General features: G+C 68.8%; 14 protein-coding genes. 7 read left to right on the top strand and 7 right to left on the bottom strand.

Annotated features, from left to right (window positions below; all coding sequences use genetic code 11):
- Nucleotides 1-34 precede the first annotated feature (34 nt).
- Entirely contained in the window at nt 35-292 is a 258-nt protein-coding gene (locus GT755_RS29470) for a hypothetical protein (protein WP_161482845.1), read from the top strand.
- Between the two features lie 414 nt (nt 293-706).
- Here the strand turns inward: GT755_RS29470 and GT755_RS29465 are convergent, their stop codons facing one another.
- The 4 genes from GT755_RS29465 to GT755_RS41655 all read right to left on the bottom strand — a co-directional run bounded on the left by GT755_RS29465 (nt 707) and on the right by GT755_RS41655 (nt 2,701).
- Nucleotides 707-1,099, bottom strand: a complete 393-nt coding sequence (locus GT755_RS29465) for an acyl-CoA thioesterase (RefSeq protein WP_161482844.1) — start codon at nt 1,097-1,099, stop codon at nt 707-709.
- Between the two features lie 132 nt (nt 1,100-1,231).
- Nucleotides 1,232-1,501, bottom strand: a complete 270-nt coding sequence (locus GT755_RS29460) for a hypothetical protein (RefSeq protein WP_161482843.1) — start codon at nt 1,499-1,501, stop codon at nt 1,232-1,234.
- Between the two features lie 20 nt (nt 1,502-1,521).
- Nucleotides 1,522-1,902, bottom strand: a complete 381-nt coding sequence (locus tag GT755_RS29455; RefSeq protein ID WP_161482842.1) for a nuclear transport factor 2 family protein — start codon at nt 1,900-1,902, stop codon at nt 1,522-1,524.
- Nucleotides 1,883-2,701 carry an SDR family oxidoreductase gene (locus tag GT755_RS41655; RefSeq protein ID WP_407929435.1) on the bottom strand — a complete coding sequence of 273 codons (819 nt, stop codon included), beginning with the start codon at nt 2,699-2,701 and terminating at the stop codon, nt 1,883-1,885. The genes GT755_RS29455 and GT755_RS41655 overlap by 20 nt, the downstream gene beginning before the upstream one ends.
- Before the next feature lie 175 nt (nt 2,702-2,876).
- Between GT755_RS41655 and GT755_RS29445 the strand changes: the two genes are divergently transcribed.
- Both GT755_RS29445 and GT755_RS29440 read left to right on the top strand, forming a co-directional pair.
- On the top strand, nt 2,877-3,269 hold the full coding sequence (locus GT755_RS29445; RefSeq protein WP_161482841.1) for a hypothetical protein: 393 nt from the start codon (nt 2,877-2,879) through the stop codon (nt 3,267-3,269).
- A gap of 176 nt (nt 3,270-3,445) precedes the next feature.
- Nucleotides 3,446-6,118 (top strand): NACHT domain-containing protein, encoded by a 2,673-nt coding sequence (locus GT755_RS29440; RefSeq protein WP_161482840.1) that lies wholly within the window; start codon nt 3,446-3,448, stop codon nt 6,116-6,118.
- A gap of 478 nt (nt 6,119-6,596) precedes the next feature.
- Here the strand turns inward: GT755_RS29440 and GT755_RS29435 are convergent, their stop codons facing one another.
- Nucleotides 6,597-6,749 carry a hypothetical protein gene (locus GT755_RS29435; RefSeq protein ID WP_161482839.1) on the bottom strand — a complete coding sequence of 51 codons (153 nt, stop codon included), beginning with the start codon at nt 6,747-6,749 and terminating at the stop codon, nt 6,597-6,599.
- A 160-nt stretch (nt 6,750-6,909) separates the two neighbouring features.
- Between GT755_RS29435 and GT755_RS29430 the strand changes: the two genes are divergently transcribed.
- From GT755_RS29430 to GT755_RS29420, 3 genes are all read left to right on the top strand, one after another.
- A complete protein-coding gene (locus tag GT755_RS29430; RefSeq protein ID WP_161482838.1) occupies nt 6,910-7,158 on the top strand; it encodes a hypothetical protein in 249 nt (82 codons plus the stop codon).
- A gap of 194 nt (nt 7,159-7,352) precedes the next feature.
- The gene (locus tag GT755_RS40735; RefSeq protein WP_161482837.1) at nt 7,353-9,509 is read left to right on the top strand and encodes an NACHT domain-containing protein; all 2,157 of its coding nucleotides are present in this window, start codon (nt 7,353-7,355) and stop codon (nt 9,507-9,509) included.
- Nucleotides 9,510-9,640: 131 nt separating this feature from the next.
- Nucleotides 9,641-11,524 (top strand): NACHT domain-containing protein, encoded by a 1,884-nt coding sequence (locus GT755_RS29420; protein ID WP_161482836.1) that lies wholly within the window; start codon nt 9,641-9,643, stop codon nt 11,522-11,524.
- Nucleotides 11,525-12,012: 488 nt separating this feature from the next.
- Here GT755_RS29420 and GT755_RS29415 read toward each other — a convergent pair whose 3' ends face one another.
- Nucleotides 12,013-13,176: a hypothetical protein gene (locus GT755_RS29415; protein ID WP_161482835.1), complete on the bottom strand. Its 1,164-nt coding sequence runs from the start codon at nt 13,174-13,176 to the stop codon at nt 12,013-12,015.
- Between the two features lie 29 nt (nt 13,177-13,205).
- On the opposite strand from GT755_RS29415, the gene GT755_RS29410 reads away from it, so the two are divergent.
- Complete coding sequence (locus GT755_RS29410; protein ID WP_161482834.1) at nt 13,206-13,898, top strand: hypothetical protein; 693 nt, start codon at nt 13,206-13,208, stop codon at nt 13,896-13,898.
- A 14-nt stretch (nt 13,899-13,912) separates the two neighbouring features.
- On the opposite strand, the gene GT755_RS29405 is transcribed toward GT755_RS29410, so the two are convergent.
- Nucleotides 13,913-14,452, bottom strand: a complete 540-nt coding sequence (locus GT755_RS29405) for a GNAT family N-acetyltransferase (protein WP_161482833.1) — start codon at nt 14,450-14,452, stop codon at nt 13,913-13,915.
- Between the last annotated feature and the right edge of the window lie 336 nt (nt 14,453-14,788).

The raw sequence follows: 14,788 nt of genomic DNA, 5'->3' as shown, positions 1-14,788 counted from the left end.
TCAGCGCGCTGACCGGTGCTGAGCGGGCGATGCGGTGGCCATCGACCGGGGTCTGGATCTGTGGGCGGGCACCGGGTCGGCCGGCCCGCCCGGGTCGATCTCCCGGGCGGTCAACGCGGCGGCCTCGGCGCTGGCCGCTGACCTGAGCGGGGATCCGTGGCAGACCTTCCACGGGCCGGTGGTGATCTGCGGGGTGGAACTGGGCGAGTCGGGCGAGGAACACGCCGTGGGCCTGGCCGGTGAGCGGCTGGTGGCACTGCGCCGGCGGATCGGGCGCCACCGCGCGGAATGACCCTCGGGCCTAGGGGTGTCGGTAAGAGTCGTGCAACCAGGTACAGGGGATTGAGTTCGCCTGCTGATCCGCGACGCACACTCACACTCCTTCAGACGCACGCGCGTCGGAGATCGGTCACCGGTGACACACTCCGCCAACGAGCGCGGCGCGGCCAGCGCCATGTGGTGACCGCCTTCCACGCTCGCCGTCACTAACGGGAGCACCGCCCGTAGATGACTCAGTCGCGCAGTCGTTGAGACAAGGATCTTCATTTAGCCTCCCGAAATCCGCCCATCACAAAGTCATGACGGACGTCGGCGGAAAAGGTTCATGCCTCGACCGCGCCACGTTCCGATTCACGCATTGGGAGATCAATCTGGCGGTGTTCGACACTGGCGCTGGGTGCTTTGCCCAGGATGATCGGCAGCCGGACTACCGACGAATGAGTTCGGGAGCTTCCGAGCCCTCCGCGCCCAGCAGCTCGCGGGCGTCGGCCCGGGCGGCGTCGCTCCACGGGGCGGGGCGCATCGTCGCAGGGTCGATCCGGACGTTCGTGCGCGTGCCCTCGGCGAACACCGTTGTACCGTCGCCGTCGACAAACCGGAAGCCGTACTGAACGCTCGTGGTTCCCAGGTGACGCACCCAGAGCCAGAGGAAGATCTCCCCCACCTCGGTGACGGGATGGTGGTAGGTAAGGGTCAGGGCACGCACCACGTTCAGCCCGTCGCCCACGTCGGCGGAGGCGCTGACGGCGTACCCCTTGGACCGCCAGTAAGCGTCGATACCACGGTCAAGGAGGGTCGCGAAGCGCGCGTGGTGCAACATCCCGAGCGCGTCGGGTCATCGAAATAGACCTGCACCGGGGCGACGTGACCAAAAGTCACCGCCCTCTTGTCGAACGTCATGTCTCTCCTCAACAAACAAGATCAAGATTAGTTCTGGACGCACCTGACGCGTCTAAAACAGCAGTGACAGCGCGCCGCCTCGAGCACGACGCCCGCGAGCAGCATCAGCGACCTGAAATCGCTCGGCAGGTTCTTCATCGCGGCGGCCTGTGGGACGCCTCGACGAGGCCCGCATGCCCTGCACCTCCTGCGTCGGCGGATGGACGCCCGGCTTCCCGTCGAAGAGAGTGACGCGGGCATCGTCCGTGAAGATGTGTGCCTGCTGGACAAGGTCCCGACGGTGCGCGTCAGGCGCGTAGGCGTCGACGAGGTCGCGCAGCATCTGCCGATCGCCTGCCGGACTCACGCCGGCTTTTCCGACCCCGGTGCCGGGTCGAGCATCGTGTACAGGTGGGTGATCCGGCCGTTCTCCACGATCGAGATGTCCGCGCCGGTCGCCACCGGCGGCACGCCCTCCGGGCCGAAGGCCCAGGCCAGGTACGTGAGGTTGTCGACGATCCGGACTTCACCGACCGGACGGAACACGAACCCGGGTGCTTCATCCAGCAGGCGTTGGGCCTTGCTGTCGAGCGCGTCCCAGCCGACGACGACCTCCTCCGGATCGGCGAAGGTCACATTCTCGGCGTAGACCTCCCGAATCACCGTGGCACGCGTTTCGGGATCGCGTTCGCCGAAGACGTTCAGCAGATTCTTGTGAGCGAGGTCAGCGGCGTGGTGCGCCATAGTGAAGGCTCCTTGATTCATGGTGAGGCTTTCTCATGGCCGGCGGCGGTGGCGGATTTGGCCGCCGCCTGTTCGGCGCTGATCGTCCGGCAGCGCTATGAGCGAAGCCGCGTCGACCAGACGTTATTCGGCGTACGCGCCGGGGTGAAAGAAGTAGCCCGCCCCGTCGCTGGCCGCGAAGCCGAGCACCGCCACGGCGGGAATCCGACGTCGCCGCGGCGGACGATGGCGTCGAAAAGTTGACGCTGATGGCCTGCTGCCGTAGCAGCACCTGGCGCCGCGTCCGGGCTCGCCCACCTCGGCCTATTCGACGCGCAGGACCGACGGGCCGCCGTGCTCGTGGATGCGGATGACGACGGTCAGGCGGACTGGCCCCCATCCACGTTGAGGGTGGCCCCGGTGAGGTAGGACCGTCCGGTCCGACCAGAAACGCGACGGCGCCGGCGATCTCCTCGGGCCGCCCGTAGCGGCCGAGCGAGGTCAAGCTCGTCATCGCCTCGGCCGCCGGTCCCGATTCCGGGTTCATCTCGGTGTCGATGGCGCCGGGCTGCACGACGTTGACAGTGATGTTGCGGGCGCCCAGATCCCGGGACCAGCCACGGGTGTAGGCCGCCACCGCCGCCTTGGACGCCACATAGTCCGCCCCACCGGCAAAGCGCATGGACGTGGCCCCGGTGCTACCGATCGACACGATCCGGCCGCCGTCGGCCATGTCCGCTGGCGTCAGCGTGAAGAACCGGAATAGCTCCTCCCGGCCGATTTCGGGGAATCTCCGCAGGGCTTCCAGTTCCAGTTCCACGAACACTTGCGTCGCCAACCGGCCACCTCCTGCCAGAGGACGAAGATCGTCAGCTCAGGAGCCTATCGGGCTATATCCGCCCGATTTTCGGCGAGTTCTACGGCGACCCCAGGACCAGGCCCGCCAGGAGCGCCAAGCCGCCGCCTCGCGGCGGGTGGATACCACCGGCCCGGCCATGCGCGCCCGCACGATGCTGGCCGCCAGCAGCCCCGAGGCCGCCCGAGCGATGGCCCGCCGACAGCTGGCGGCGGGCCGCCCCGCCGTCATTGGCCCCGGCTCGGACACCGCCCCGACTGCTGGCCTGCATGGTGGCCAGGTCGGATCGCGTTCCGTCGCGTCGGCTGATGCCGAGGCCCTCGCGACGAAACCCACCCTGCGGCTGGTCGAGAGCGAGGACGTCTTCCGCCGCCAGGTCGTCGACCGCCACGCGCTGCCGACCACCCGCTGGGCCAGCGAGCCGGAACGGGACTACGCCCCCGACGACCCGGACACCGTGGCCGCAGAGCTGGCCTGGCTCATCTCCGTGACCCGCCCGACCACCCCCGACGACGCTCCGGACGGTGCCTGATGACCACTCCGACCACCCCGGCCGCCCCCGTCAACGGCGGGTGCCACCGGAATACAGCAGAAATGGGCCGCTGGTTGAGACCAGGCTAGGACGGGCTCATGTTGTCCACGCGGGTGCTCGGCGTCATGCTGTCTGACATGAGGAGGCGGGCGCCTGCGCCCCGGACGGTGTCCCGGGTGACATGGGCCACGGCGCCCATCGTCGTCGGACTGGTGGCGAATCTGGCGACCGGTACCGTCGAGGTGACGGCCTGGTGGTGGGCGCCGTTGATGTGGACGCTGACCGTCCTCCTCGGTGCGGTCACGGTTGTGAGCCAGCTCCGCCACTCACCGGTACAGCTGGTCGATCGTGCCGCCCTGATCACGTCCGCGGCAGCGGGACTCGCGAGCAAGGTGCGGCCCCAATGGGAGCACGAGGTGGCGCTGCGCCGGGTCCGCCGTCAGGTGCCGCTACGGGTGTGGTGGTCGTCGACCGGGCGGCCGATTGCGACCGCGCGCGAGTTCGTGCTGGACGAGCCCGGGACGACCTGGCAGGACATGCCGCTGGAAGGCGATGTGGAAGGCATCGTCGCCAGGTTCCTGGAACTGCCGCACCGGCAGCTCGTGGTCATCGGTGCAGCGGGTGCGGGCAAGAGCGTGCTGGCCATACTGCTGACGCTGGGGCTGATCGAGCATCGTGCAACCAGTGAGCCAGTCCCCGTCCTACTGCAGATCGGAGGCTGGAATCCGGAACGTGAACATATAGCGGCGTTTCTCGCACGACGGCTGGCTGGCGAATACCCCCACTTGGCCGAGCCCGCAGGCGAGAACCGGAACCTGGCTCAGGCACTGATAGCCGAGCGCCTGGTGCTAGCCGTCCTGGACGGCCTGGACGAGTTACCCGCCGAACACCGCGCGGCGGCGGTGGAAATGCTGCACGACTACGCCTCGGCCGGAAACCCTCTGGTGGTGACCTGCCGGATCGTGGAATACGAAAACGCCGTGTCTGCCAGTGACACGTTCCTGGCCCGTGCCGCCGTGGTGGAGATCGAACCGGTCGGCGTGGACCAGGTGATCGCCTTCCTGTCACAGTCGCCTCCCGCTCCCGAACGCTGGGAGCCGGTATTCATGCACCTGCGCCGCCACCGTGACGGGCCTCTCGCCTCCGTGCTGTCCACCCCGTTGATGGTGTCGCTGGCCCGCACCGCCTACGGCACGACGGCGGCGCAACCCGCCGATCTGCTCGGCCACGTCGATCGTGACGCCATCGCCTCCATCCTCATCGGCACCTACCTCACCAGCGTCTACGAAACCGGCCGACCGACGCCGCCCGACGGCAGAAAGCGCCGCGCGTACGCGCCGGTGCAGGCCACGCGCTGGTTGACTTGCTTGGCGCATCACCTCCACGAGAGCTACGCACCCAACCTGAGGTGGTGGCATCTTCCCGTCGAGCTGATGGCGGCTCGCCCCCAGCGCACGCGTTCCCTCGCAGCACTCGGCATCACCGCGACCGGCGCCGCCATTCTCGGCATGACGGCCGGTCTGCTCGTCGGCCCCCTTCCGGGCTTGGCAGCCGCGGCCCTGGCTGCGGTGATCCTCACCATCGCCAGACGAGATCCTTTCGGTGAAGAGTTGTTCATCCCTACTTCGGCGCTGGATCGGGAGCTGCCGCCCTGCCAGGCGCTTACCCCCCGGATCGCGTTCACTGTTGGCGTGGGCGTCGGTCTTGTCAGCGTGGACCTGCTTGCCGGGATCGCCGGGGGTGCCGTCGCCTGGCTCGCCACCCGGATGATGCCGCTGCCGATCGTCGCCCGCCCCCGCGAGCCCACTCCCGAGGCCGCCTTTCGGGCCAACCACCGCACCGCGCTGATCGCCGCCCTTCGGTACAGCCCGGTCAACGCGCTCACCTTCGCCGCTGCGGCCTTTCTCCTGCCCGGTGGCCCCGACCCCGCTACCACGGCCGCCTGCGCCATGGTCGCCTACGGAGCCGCGGCCGCCGTCCTGGCCGGCGGGTGGGCCTGGATCTGGTTCCGCACCGCCCATCTCCTCCTCGCCGTCCAGGGCTGGCTACCCCTGCGTCTCGGGGTCTTCTTGCGTGATGCCCACCAACGCGATGTCCTGCGCCAAACCGGAACCGCCTGGCAGTTCCGCCACCTGCTCCTGCAAGACCATCTCGCCCGGGCCCCGTACGACGACCTCCTGCGAGCCCGCGCCGCTCATGGAGATCCCGGCGCCGTCTCGCAACTCGCCGGTGTTCTTGCCGACCAGGGCCGGACGGAGGCGGCGATCACGCTGCTTGCCGCCCACGCCGGCGACTCCAACCTCGCCCAGCAACTGACCAACCTGCTGGCCAAGGACGGACGGATCGATCGGATACGCGCCGCCGCCGACAGCGGCGACCGACACGCATCCTGGCATCTGGCCCGGATGCTCGCCGCCCAAGGGCAGATGGAAGAGCTGCGCGCCCGTACCGATGACGGAGACCCACTCGCCGCACAAGGACTGGCCCGCGTGCTTGCCGAACGGGGACGGATCGAAGAGGCCGTCACCGTCATCAACAGCCTCCCTAACAGCGGCGAAGACCATCCGGCCTACGGACTGGCACACGTGCTCGCCGAGAATGGCCACATGGATGCAGCGCTCGCTATCCTGCGCGGCCGCGGTAATCACCGGGAGCAGGCCGACCTGCTCGCTCGTCACGGCCGTTCCGACGAGGCCATCTCCCTCCTGCGCGCCCACGCGGACTCCGGCGATGGGCACGCGTCGCGACAACTTGCGGAGCTGCTGGCGGAACAGGGAAAGGTCCAGGAGCTACGCGCTCGAGCCGAGCAAGGAGACCCCCACGCCGCTCGACGTCTCGACCGGCCGTGAGCAACGACCGGACAATGAATCTTCGGGACGTCGGCGAGCTTCGGGAAGTACCCATCGCTGGTGGGTCTTCAAACACACCAGAAACGCCAGCAGATGCTGGTCATCCTGCATCTTGCCGCGCGCCACTCCACCTCACCGGTCGAGGGAATGAACACCTCCGCCAGCTCCAGGCCCAACACCGCGCGGGTGAATCTCAGCTACGCCATCCGATCGACGCCACCCAGACCCCCGAAACCGCCACCAACCAGCGCGAACCCAACGAGTCTAACCACCGATGATCAACGGCGCGGCCCGTTTCTGCCGTATTCCGGTGGCGCCCCAACGGGGCCCGCCGGTGCCCGGTGTGCCGAGTCTCGGCCTTCGAGGAGTCTGAGTGCAGAAATTGGCGGGAGAGGTCCGCGTCTTGGGGTGTCGGTAAGAAAGGTGTCATGAGCCCCAAACGGGCGTTGCTGAGAGAGCGCAGCAGCTCGACGGCCGCTTACGCGCGGCCTTCCTGCATCAGGCTCAGGCCTGCGTTGAGCGCCGGCACCACGGCGACGACGACGGCCTCCAGCCGCTTGCCCAACGCCACTTCCAGCGTGATCGTGACCTCCGGCATCCACGGCACCGGCGCCCACAGCTTCGCGGCCATACGGGGGCCAGTCCAGGCCGCTGCTCCGGCACCGCGTTCGGGCCGACCTGCGCGAGCAGATCCCGGGCTGCGGCCGAGGACAGACCCTTGGGCGCGAAGCTGAGTCGCCCACGATGCCCCCGTCGCTCTCCCGTCAGCGGCCGGGGCGACTGTTCACTGGATGAGCTACCGCGAGCTGGCGCACCGGTCCCGCAGGGCATTCGCCGCGAGCACTCTCTGCAAGGCCCTGAAGGGCAGGAACCTGCCGCCGGGTCCGCTGGTGGAGAACTGCATCTGGGCCTGCTCAGGCTCGAAGGAAGACGTGCAGGTGTGGATGACGGCCTGGCGTTGTCTTCGGATGAAGCATTGCTCGGCTTCTCGGGATGTTCTTGCTCCGGTTACCCCGATCGTGGTCAAGCGAACCGGGTAGCGGGCCGTCTCGATCAGCAGCAGGGCCCCGGCGCAGTCAGAGCGCCGGGGCCTTTCCGTTGCTGAGCCAGGCGGGGACTGGCACCGTGACGTATTCGACTGTGTCGTATTCGTCTGCGCACGTTGCGGATGCGGGTTGGTCACGGTTCGTTCCCCTTGCGGGTGCCCTGAGGCCGGATGGCTCAGGATTTGGTCATGGCGAGGCGGGGCGGTTCGTGGCTGTACGCGCTGACCTGGTGGGTTGGCGTGGCAGGCGTGGTCGGGTTCCTGGCGCTGATCGGCTGGGGGTTGAGCGGTGAGGACGGGCTCCAGACCGGGGCGAACCTGGCCCAGTTGGTTGGTGTCGTGTTGGTTGTCCCGACGTTGCTGGTGCCGTTATGGCTGTGGTGGCGGCGATCGTCGGCCCGTCCGGGGGTCACCTCCGAGCAGGTGAGTCACGCCAAGGATGTGCTGGCCGGGTTGGTGGAACAGCAGTGGAAGACCGAAGCGAGGATGCGGTCGCTGGATGACCCTGACCCGATCGCGGTCATCTGGCAGCAGACCGCCGCTGTAGCGGTGATGGACCATCCGGCCAACTTCACCCCCGGGGTTGGGCGGCTGACAGCCTCCAGCGACGACATCGCCGACCTGACAGGCAAGTTCCGCAGCATGCACCGCCGCCGCCTGGTCATCCTCGGGGCCGCCGGAACCGGCAAGACCACTTTGGCGGTCCAGCTGGTCCGCGAACTGCTGGCCACCCGCGCCGAGAATCCAAGCGAACCGGTGCCCGTGCTGATGCCGGTGGCCAGCTGGGACACCGCCGCCTTCCCCCACCTGCACCAGTGGCTGGGTTTCCGGCTCGATCAGGATTACCCCGCGCTGCGCGCACCCGACCTGCCCGCTGGGATGGCGGAGGCGCTGGCCGACCGTGGGCACATCCTGCCGGTGCTGGACGGCCTGGACGAGCTCCCTCCTGCCAGGCAGCAGGCTGTCATCGTGGCGCTGAACCGGTCCCTGGCCGATGCCGATCAGCTGATCGTCACTAGCCGGACCGCCGAGTTCTCCCGCGCCGTCGACGGCGCGGGAGACGTGCTCACCTCAGCTCTGGTCATCGAACCTCAGCCTGTCACCCCGACGACGGCCGCGGCCTACCTGGAGCGCTGCCTGCCGCCAGAATCGCCGGCAGGATGGGAACAGACCTTGTCCGTTCTACGCACGGCACCATCCACCACGGCCGGACGCGATCCCGGCGCGACGCTGGCCGCGGTCGCCGGCACCGCCTTGGGCCTGTGGCTGCTGCGCGTGGTCTACATCGACGGCCGCGCCGACCCTGCACCACTGTTAAACCCCGGCAGGTTCTCCGGCCCTGACCAGCTGCGCGGTCACCTGTTCGACCAGCTCATCCCCACCCTCATCACCACACGCCCCCCCAGCACCGACCCCGCCGACCCCTTCCGGCCCCGACGCCGCCACGACCCCGGCCAAGCTCGCCGATGGCTGGCCTATCTCGCCCGCACCATGACCCACCCCCCATACGGCAGCCCACCCACCCGAGACTTCGCCTGGTGGCGCCTGGCCCAGACAACCGACAGCATCACCACCACAACCAGGCTCGTGGTTGGTCTCGTGGTTGGTCTCGTGGTTGGTCTCGCGGTTGGTCTCGCGGTTGGTCTCGCGGTTGGTCTCGTGGCTGGTCTCGCGGTTGGTCTCGCGGCTGGTCTCGCGGTTGGTCTCTCAAGCGGGGTCGGGTCATGGCCATCGGAGGAACCTGGGTTCGCCAATCTCCGCCTGCAAGGTCGAGGGTCACTGCTGGCCCGCAGGCTCGCGTTCGGGCTCGTGGTTGGGCTCATGTTCGGGCTCGTGGTTGGGCTCGCGACGGGGCTCGCGACCGTACTCGCGTTCGGGCTCGCGGTTGGGCTCGCGACGGGGCTCGCGGTTGGGCTCGCAGTCGGGCTAGTGGAATGGGCTGAGGTCCCGGCCACAACAGAACATGCAACGGCACCAATGGCCAGCTGGCGAGCTGACCGTGCCTTAAATCTCATGCGGACCACCACGTTCGGGCTCGCGGTCGGGCTTGCGTTCGGGCTTGCGGTCGGGCTCACGGTTGGACTCGCGGCCGGGCTCGCGGGTGGGATCGCGGGTGGGCTCGCTGTCGGGCTTGCGTTCGGGCTCACGATCGGTGACCACTGCGCGTGGCTGGCGTATCTGGTTGCCACTTACCGGCTGGCCCGAGCGGGCCATCTGCCTCGTACGTTGATGCCGTTCCTGGATGACGCGCACCGGCTGGGGCTGCTGCGCGCGGTCGGTCCGATCTACCAATTCCGGCACGCTGAGTTCCAGGATCACCTCGCCGCCGATCCGCCACCGCGCTGAATATCAGAGGATTGACTGGCACCGTGACGTATTCGACTCTGTCGTATCCGTCTGCGCACGTTGCGGATGCGGGTTGGTCACGGTTCGTGCCCTTGTGTGTGCGCTGAGGCCGGATGGCTCAGGATTTGGGCATGGCGAGGTGGAACGGTTCGTGGCGGTACGCGCTGATCTGGTGGGTCGGTGTGACAGGCGTGATCGGGCTACTGGCGCTGATCGTTTGGGGCTTGAGCGGTAAGGACGGGCTCCAGACCGGGGCGAACCTGGCCCAGCTGGTCAGTGTCGTGTTGGTGGTCCCGACGTTGCTGGTGCCGTTATGGCTGTGGCGGCGGCGATTGTCTGGCCCCTCGGTGCTCACCTCCGAGCAGGTGAGCCTCGCCAAGGATGCGCTGGCTGGGCTGGTAGAACAGCAGTGGAAGACCGAAGCGACGCGGCGGTCGCTGGATGACCCCGACCCGATCCCGGTCATCTGGCGGCAGACCGCCGCCACGGCGGTTATGGACCATCCGGCCAATCTCACTCCCGGGGTCCAGCGGCTGACCGCCTCCAGCGACGACATTGCCGCCCTGACAGGCAAGTTCCGCAGCATGCGCCGCCGCCGCCTGGTCATCCTCGGGGCCGCCGGAACCGGCAAGACCACTCTGGCGGTTCAACTGGTCCGTGAACTGCTGGCTACTCGCGCCGCCCATCCTGGCGAACCGGTGCCGGTGCTGATGCCGGTGGCTGGCTGGGACACCGAAGTGTTCCCGCGCCTGCACCAGTGGCTGGCTTCCCGGCTCGATCAGGACTATCCCGCGCTGCGCTCCCCCGACCTGCCCGCCAGGATGGGGGAGGAGTTGGCGGTGCGCGGGCACATCCTTCCGGTCTTGGACGGCCTGGACGAGCTCTCTCCTGCCGTGCAGCAGGCCGTCATCGTGGCGCTGAACCGGTCGCTGGCCGATACCGATCAGCTGATCGTGACCAGCCGGACCGCTGAGTTCGCCGAGGCCGTCGACGGTGCGGGAGACGTGCTCACCTCGGCCCTGGTCATCGAACCCCAGCCTGTCACCCCGAAGACGGCAGCGGCCTATCTGAAGCGCTGCTTGTCGCCCCAACCGGCCGCCGGATGGGAGCAGACCCTGTCCGTCCTGCGCACAGCACCCGCCACCACGACCGGACCCGATCCCGGAAAGACGTTGGCCGCAGTCGCCAGCACCGCCTTGGGCTTGTGGCTGCTGCGAGTGATCTACATCGACGGTCGTATCGATCCAGCGCCACTGCTGGACCCCGGCCGGTTCCTCGGCCCCGACCAACTCCGCGGCCACCTGTTCGACCAGCTCATCCCCGCCCTGATCGCCACCCGCCCGCCCAGCACCGACCCCGCCGACCCCTTCCGGCCCCACCGCCACCACGACCCCGACCAAGCCCGCCGATGGCTGGCCTACCTCGCCCGCACCATGACCCACCCCCCAGACGGCAGCCCACCCACCCGCGACCTCGCCTGGTGGCGCCTGGCCCAGACAACCCGCAGCATCACCACCACAACCAGGCTCGCGTTCGGGCTCGCGTTCGGGCTCGTGTTCGGGCTCGTGTTCGGGCTCGCGTTCGGGCTCGCGGGCGGGCTCACGATCGGGTCATGGCCATCTCATGAACCAGGGTTCGCCAACCTCCGTCTGCAAGGTCGAGAGGCACTGCTCACCCGCAGGCTGGTGTTCGGGCTCGTGGTCGGGCTCGTGGGCGGGCTGGTGTTCGGGCTCGTGGGCGGGCTCGTGGGCGGGCTGGTGTTCGGGCTCGTGGTCGGGCTCGTGTTCGGGCTCGTGGTCGGGCTCGTGGTCGGGGACCACCGTGCGTGGCTGGCGTATCTGGTTGCCACTTACCGGCTGGCCTGGGCGGGCCATCTGCCTCGCACGTTGATGCCATTCCTTGATGACGCGCACCGGCTGGGACTATTGCGTGCGATCGGCCCGATCTACCAATTCCGGCACGCCGAGTTCCAGGACCATCTCGCTGCTGATCCACGTGGTGGGAGGCGGGCGTGAGCGTTCGGCGGCGGCGTGTCGAGGGCGGTAGAACGTGGTGAAGGTGCGCTTCACCCGATGAGGAGCTCGACCGGGTCTTGCGCGCGGCACGGGTGGGGTGGGAGGGCTGCTGTGCTGCTCCGATCGAGCGGGAGGTGGGGGTGGCGGGTGGTGGTCGGCGGCGCCGGGTGGCAGGTGGGCGGCAGAACAAGGTGAGCGTCAAGTTCACGGATGAGGAATTCAGGCTCGTCTCGGCCGCGGCGGCACGGGCCGGAGTGGCGGTGTCGAACCTGGTGGCCTCTTCGGCGATGCGGGTGGCCGCGTCTGACAGCTTGCTGGAGGCGGATCGGCGGGCGGTGGTCGAGGAGATCGCGGCGGTGCGCCGGTTCCTGGAGCTGTGCGCTGCTGCTCTGGCAGGGGGGAGCGAGGCTCGGGTGGCGGACTTGGTGGAGGGGGCCGTGACCCGGCTGGCGGGGATTTTGGATGAGACGCAGGTGCTGCTGCCGAGGTCATCTGCGGGGAGCGTAGCGGGACCAGCTACCCCCAGCGGCGATGAAGTGCTTGGTGGCGGTGCTGTGCCGGTAGCCGAGAGCGTCGGCGATGACGGGAGCGGGGGCTTGGAGGACGAGCTGCCGGAACGCTGAGGTGCGAGTGGCAACCGTGGGGAAGCCGAGCGCTTGCAGGTGCTGGCTGAGCGCGGTGACGCTGAGTGGCTGGCCCGCCCGGCCGCCAGGGAACAGCCAGCGGGCCTGCGGATTGGCGGCGGTGTTCATGTTCGCGCGCTGGTCAGCGAGGTCGCGGACTAGGGCGGCGAAAGGTTTGGGGACGGGCGTGGGAGGGGTGCCGAGTCGCAGGAACATTCGCTCGTCCTGGTCGAGGAGGTCGTCGAGGGTGAGGCGCAGCAGGCGCGTGATGGTCTGGGCGAACAGCAGGATCAGGCAGGCCGCGACTCTGGTGCGCAGGTCGATGGTGTCCTCGGTGAGGAACCGGCGCAGCAGGTGGAGCCGCCGGTCCTGGCTGATCGGGGCGACCGGTGCGCGCCGGGCTGTAGGAAGAACCATGCGGGACGCGTGACCGGTGGTCATGGCCCAGCGAAGGAACGCGCGGGTGCGGTGCGGGTCGGGGCCGGCGGCGAACCAGACGTCGAGGTCGGCCTGGCACATGGTCTTCAAGGTGGTGCCGCGGTCGCTGAGCCAGGTCAGCAAGACGGCGGCACTGTTGAGGCTGCCTGCGGCCCAGTTGCGGGAGCCGACGCCCACCGGGCCTCGGCGCGCTTTGGAATGAAGGTGGGGTAATAGGCGCCAGCGGGCGAAGCCGCGGAGGAACTGGGCGTGCTCGGGATCGGTGATCTCGGTGAGGCGATGCAGGCACCAGCGTTCGAACTGCATGATCTGCCGATCGACTGCGGGCAGTGCCCCGGTGGCCATGAGCAGGTCGCGGAGATGAGCGGCGGTCCGCCAGCTGTCCAGGTCGTGCAGGCCCTGGTGGGTAAGGGGGATGGTTCCTCGGGCGAGGCCGCGCAGGTAGTCGCTGACCAGCGGGTTGTTGTCGAGCCAGGCCAGGCCCCGGTAGGGGACCGGCATTGAGGTCAGCTCCCAGGCCAGCCGGGCGAGCGCGGGACGAGTGCGGCCGGTGCCGTCGTCCAAGAGGTGGTGAAGGCGCGGCGCTGTCACCACTGTGCCCTTTGGGCACCGTCTCGGCGGTGGCGACCGCGGACCAGAACAAGGTGGTCACCACTGTCCGCACCACCGAGGTCGTCGCGGACGCCACCAATGTGCTGGCTCTGGAATGCGCGGTACGCCGCCGGGACCTGCTGCGCCGCGACCCGCGCTCACGCCGGCGGGTCCGGCTGGCGGCCGTGCACCGGGTGGTCCGCGCCCAGTCGTACGCCGCGCCTGGCATGGCGGCGCACTTCACGATGCTGGGGCTGTGCACCGCCGGCCGCGACGAGGGCTCGTTCGCCTTCGAGACCACGGCCCTGGCAGAGCAGATCGGCGTCCACCTCGACCTCCTGGACAGCGTCCACACCCTCGGCCATCGGGTCACGGAGGTGCGCGTGTCCGTCACCGACCTGACCGCCGGACGGCATCGCCGAACCCTGCGCGAGAACGTCCTGAACCCGCTTACGCAGGCATACCCCAGCACCGCGTTCGCCTTCGACGACGATCGCACCGGCGGCCGCGGCTACTACCGGGACGCCTGCTTCGAGATCCGCGCCACCACCCCGGCCGGAGACGATCTCAACCTCGGCGACGGCGGCTTCGTCACCTGGAGCGCCGACCTGCTCGGCAACGCCAAGGAACGCCTGCTCATCAGCGGTCTGGGGCTCGAGCGCCTGTGTGAACGCTTCGGCCCGCCCGCCTGCGGCGATCAGACGGCCATCCGGCCGATGTGACCGCTCCCCTACAGTCACGGCGGACGAGACAACCGCCAGACCAGGTCGACGCCGCTCTCGCCCGGAACCGACGGCAACCGGCCGGCTCGGCGCCCGGTCTGACTGAAGCCCGCACGCCGGGCCACCGCGCCACTGGCGGCGTTGGCGACATCATGGACGATCTCGACGTACGCCACACCCGGCAGCGTGAACGCCTGCTCGGCCAAGGCGGTCACGGCCAGCGTCGCCAGACCGCGCCCGGTCACGGCCGGATGCAACCAGTAGCCGATCTGTCGGCCGCTGGGGTCGGCGCCGGCGGACATCCCACAACTGCCGACGACCCTGCCCCGGTGCACGATCGCGTAGTCGTAGACCTCGCCGCGCTCCCACCGAGGCCCGCACCGCGCCAGGAAATCGGCGGTGGCCTGCCTGCTGTGCCCGGCCACCCACGGCATCCATGGGCGCAGATGTTCCAGCGACTCCTCGATCAGCCGAAACAGGAGCGTGACGTCCTTCTCCGGCCGCCAGCATCGCAGCGTGACCTCCCCGTGCTCGATCAACGGTTGCGGCCTCATGCCCTCAATGATCACCGCAATGCGATGGCCGATCGTCATGAGGGGTGCCACTCCCGCGCATGGCTTCCGAGTTCATATGCCGGTTGCCGAGCACGACCATGCCCTCCCAAGACGCACCAGGACGGCCTGCAGGCGCTTTCAAGCAGTCAGCGCATCGCGCCGGGCACCGATCTGGGCTCGGTTGTAGGTGAGGGGTTTGTTTTCGTTGGTCTGTCTTGTTTCCTCGCCCGGCACCTTTACTTTGTAGATCATTAGATCTCAGCGGCGCCGCTCGCTGACTCGGGGCCCTATGGAATAGACCCCTCGAAGCAGCGTGGTCCACCGGAGGACGGGCGG

It is taken from the genome of Herbidospora solisilvae (assembly GCF_009901565.1).
GTDB classification, from domain to species: domain Bacteria; phylum Actinomycetota; class Actinomycetes; order Streptosporangiales; family Streptosporangiaceae; genus Herbidospora; species Herbidospora solisilvae.
The sequence above is the reverse complement of the archived record's forward strand: the minus strand, read 5'-3'. Positions and strand labels throughout refer to the sequence as shown.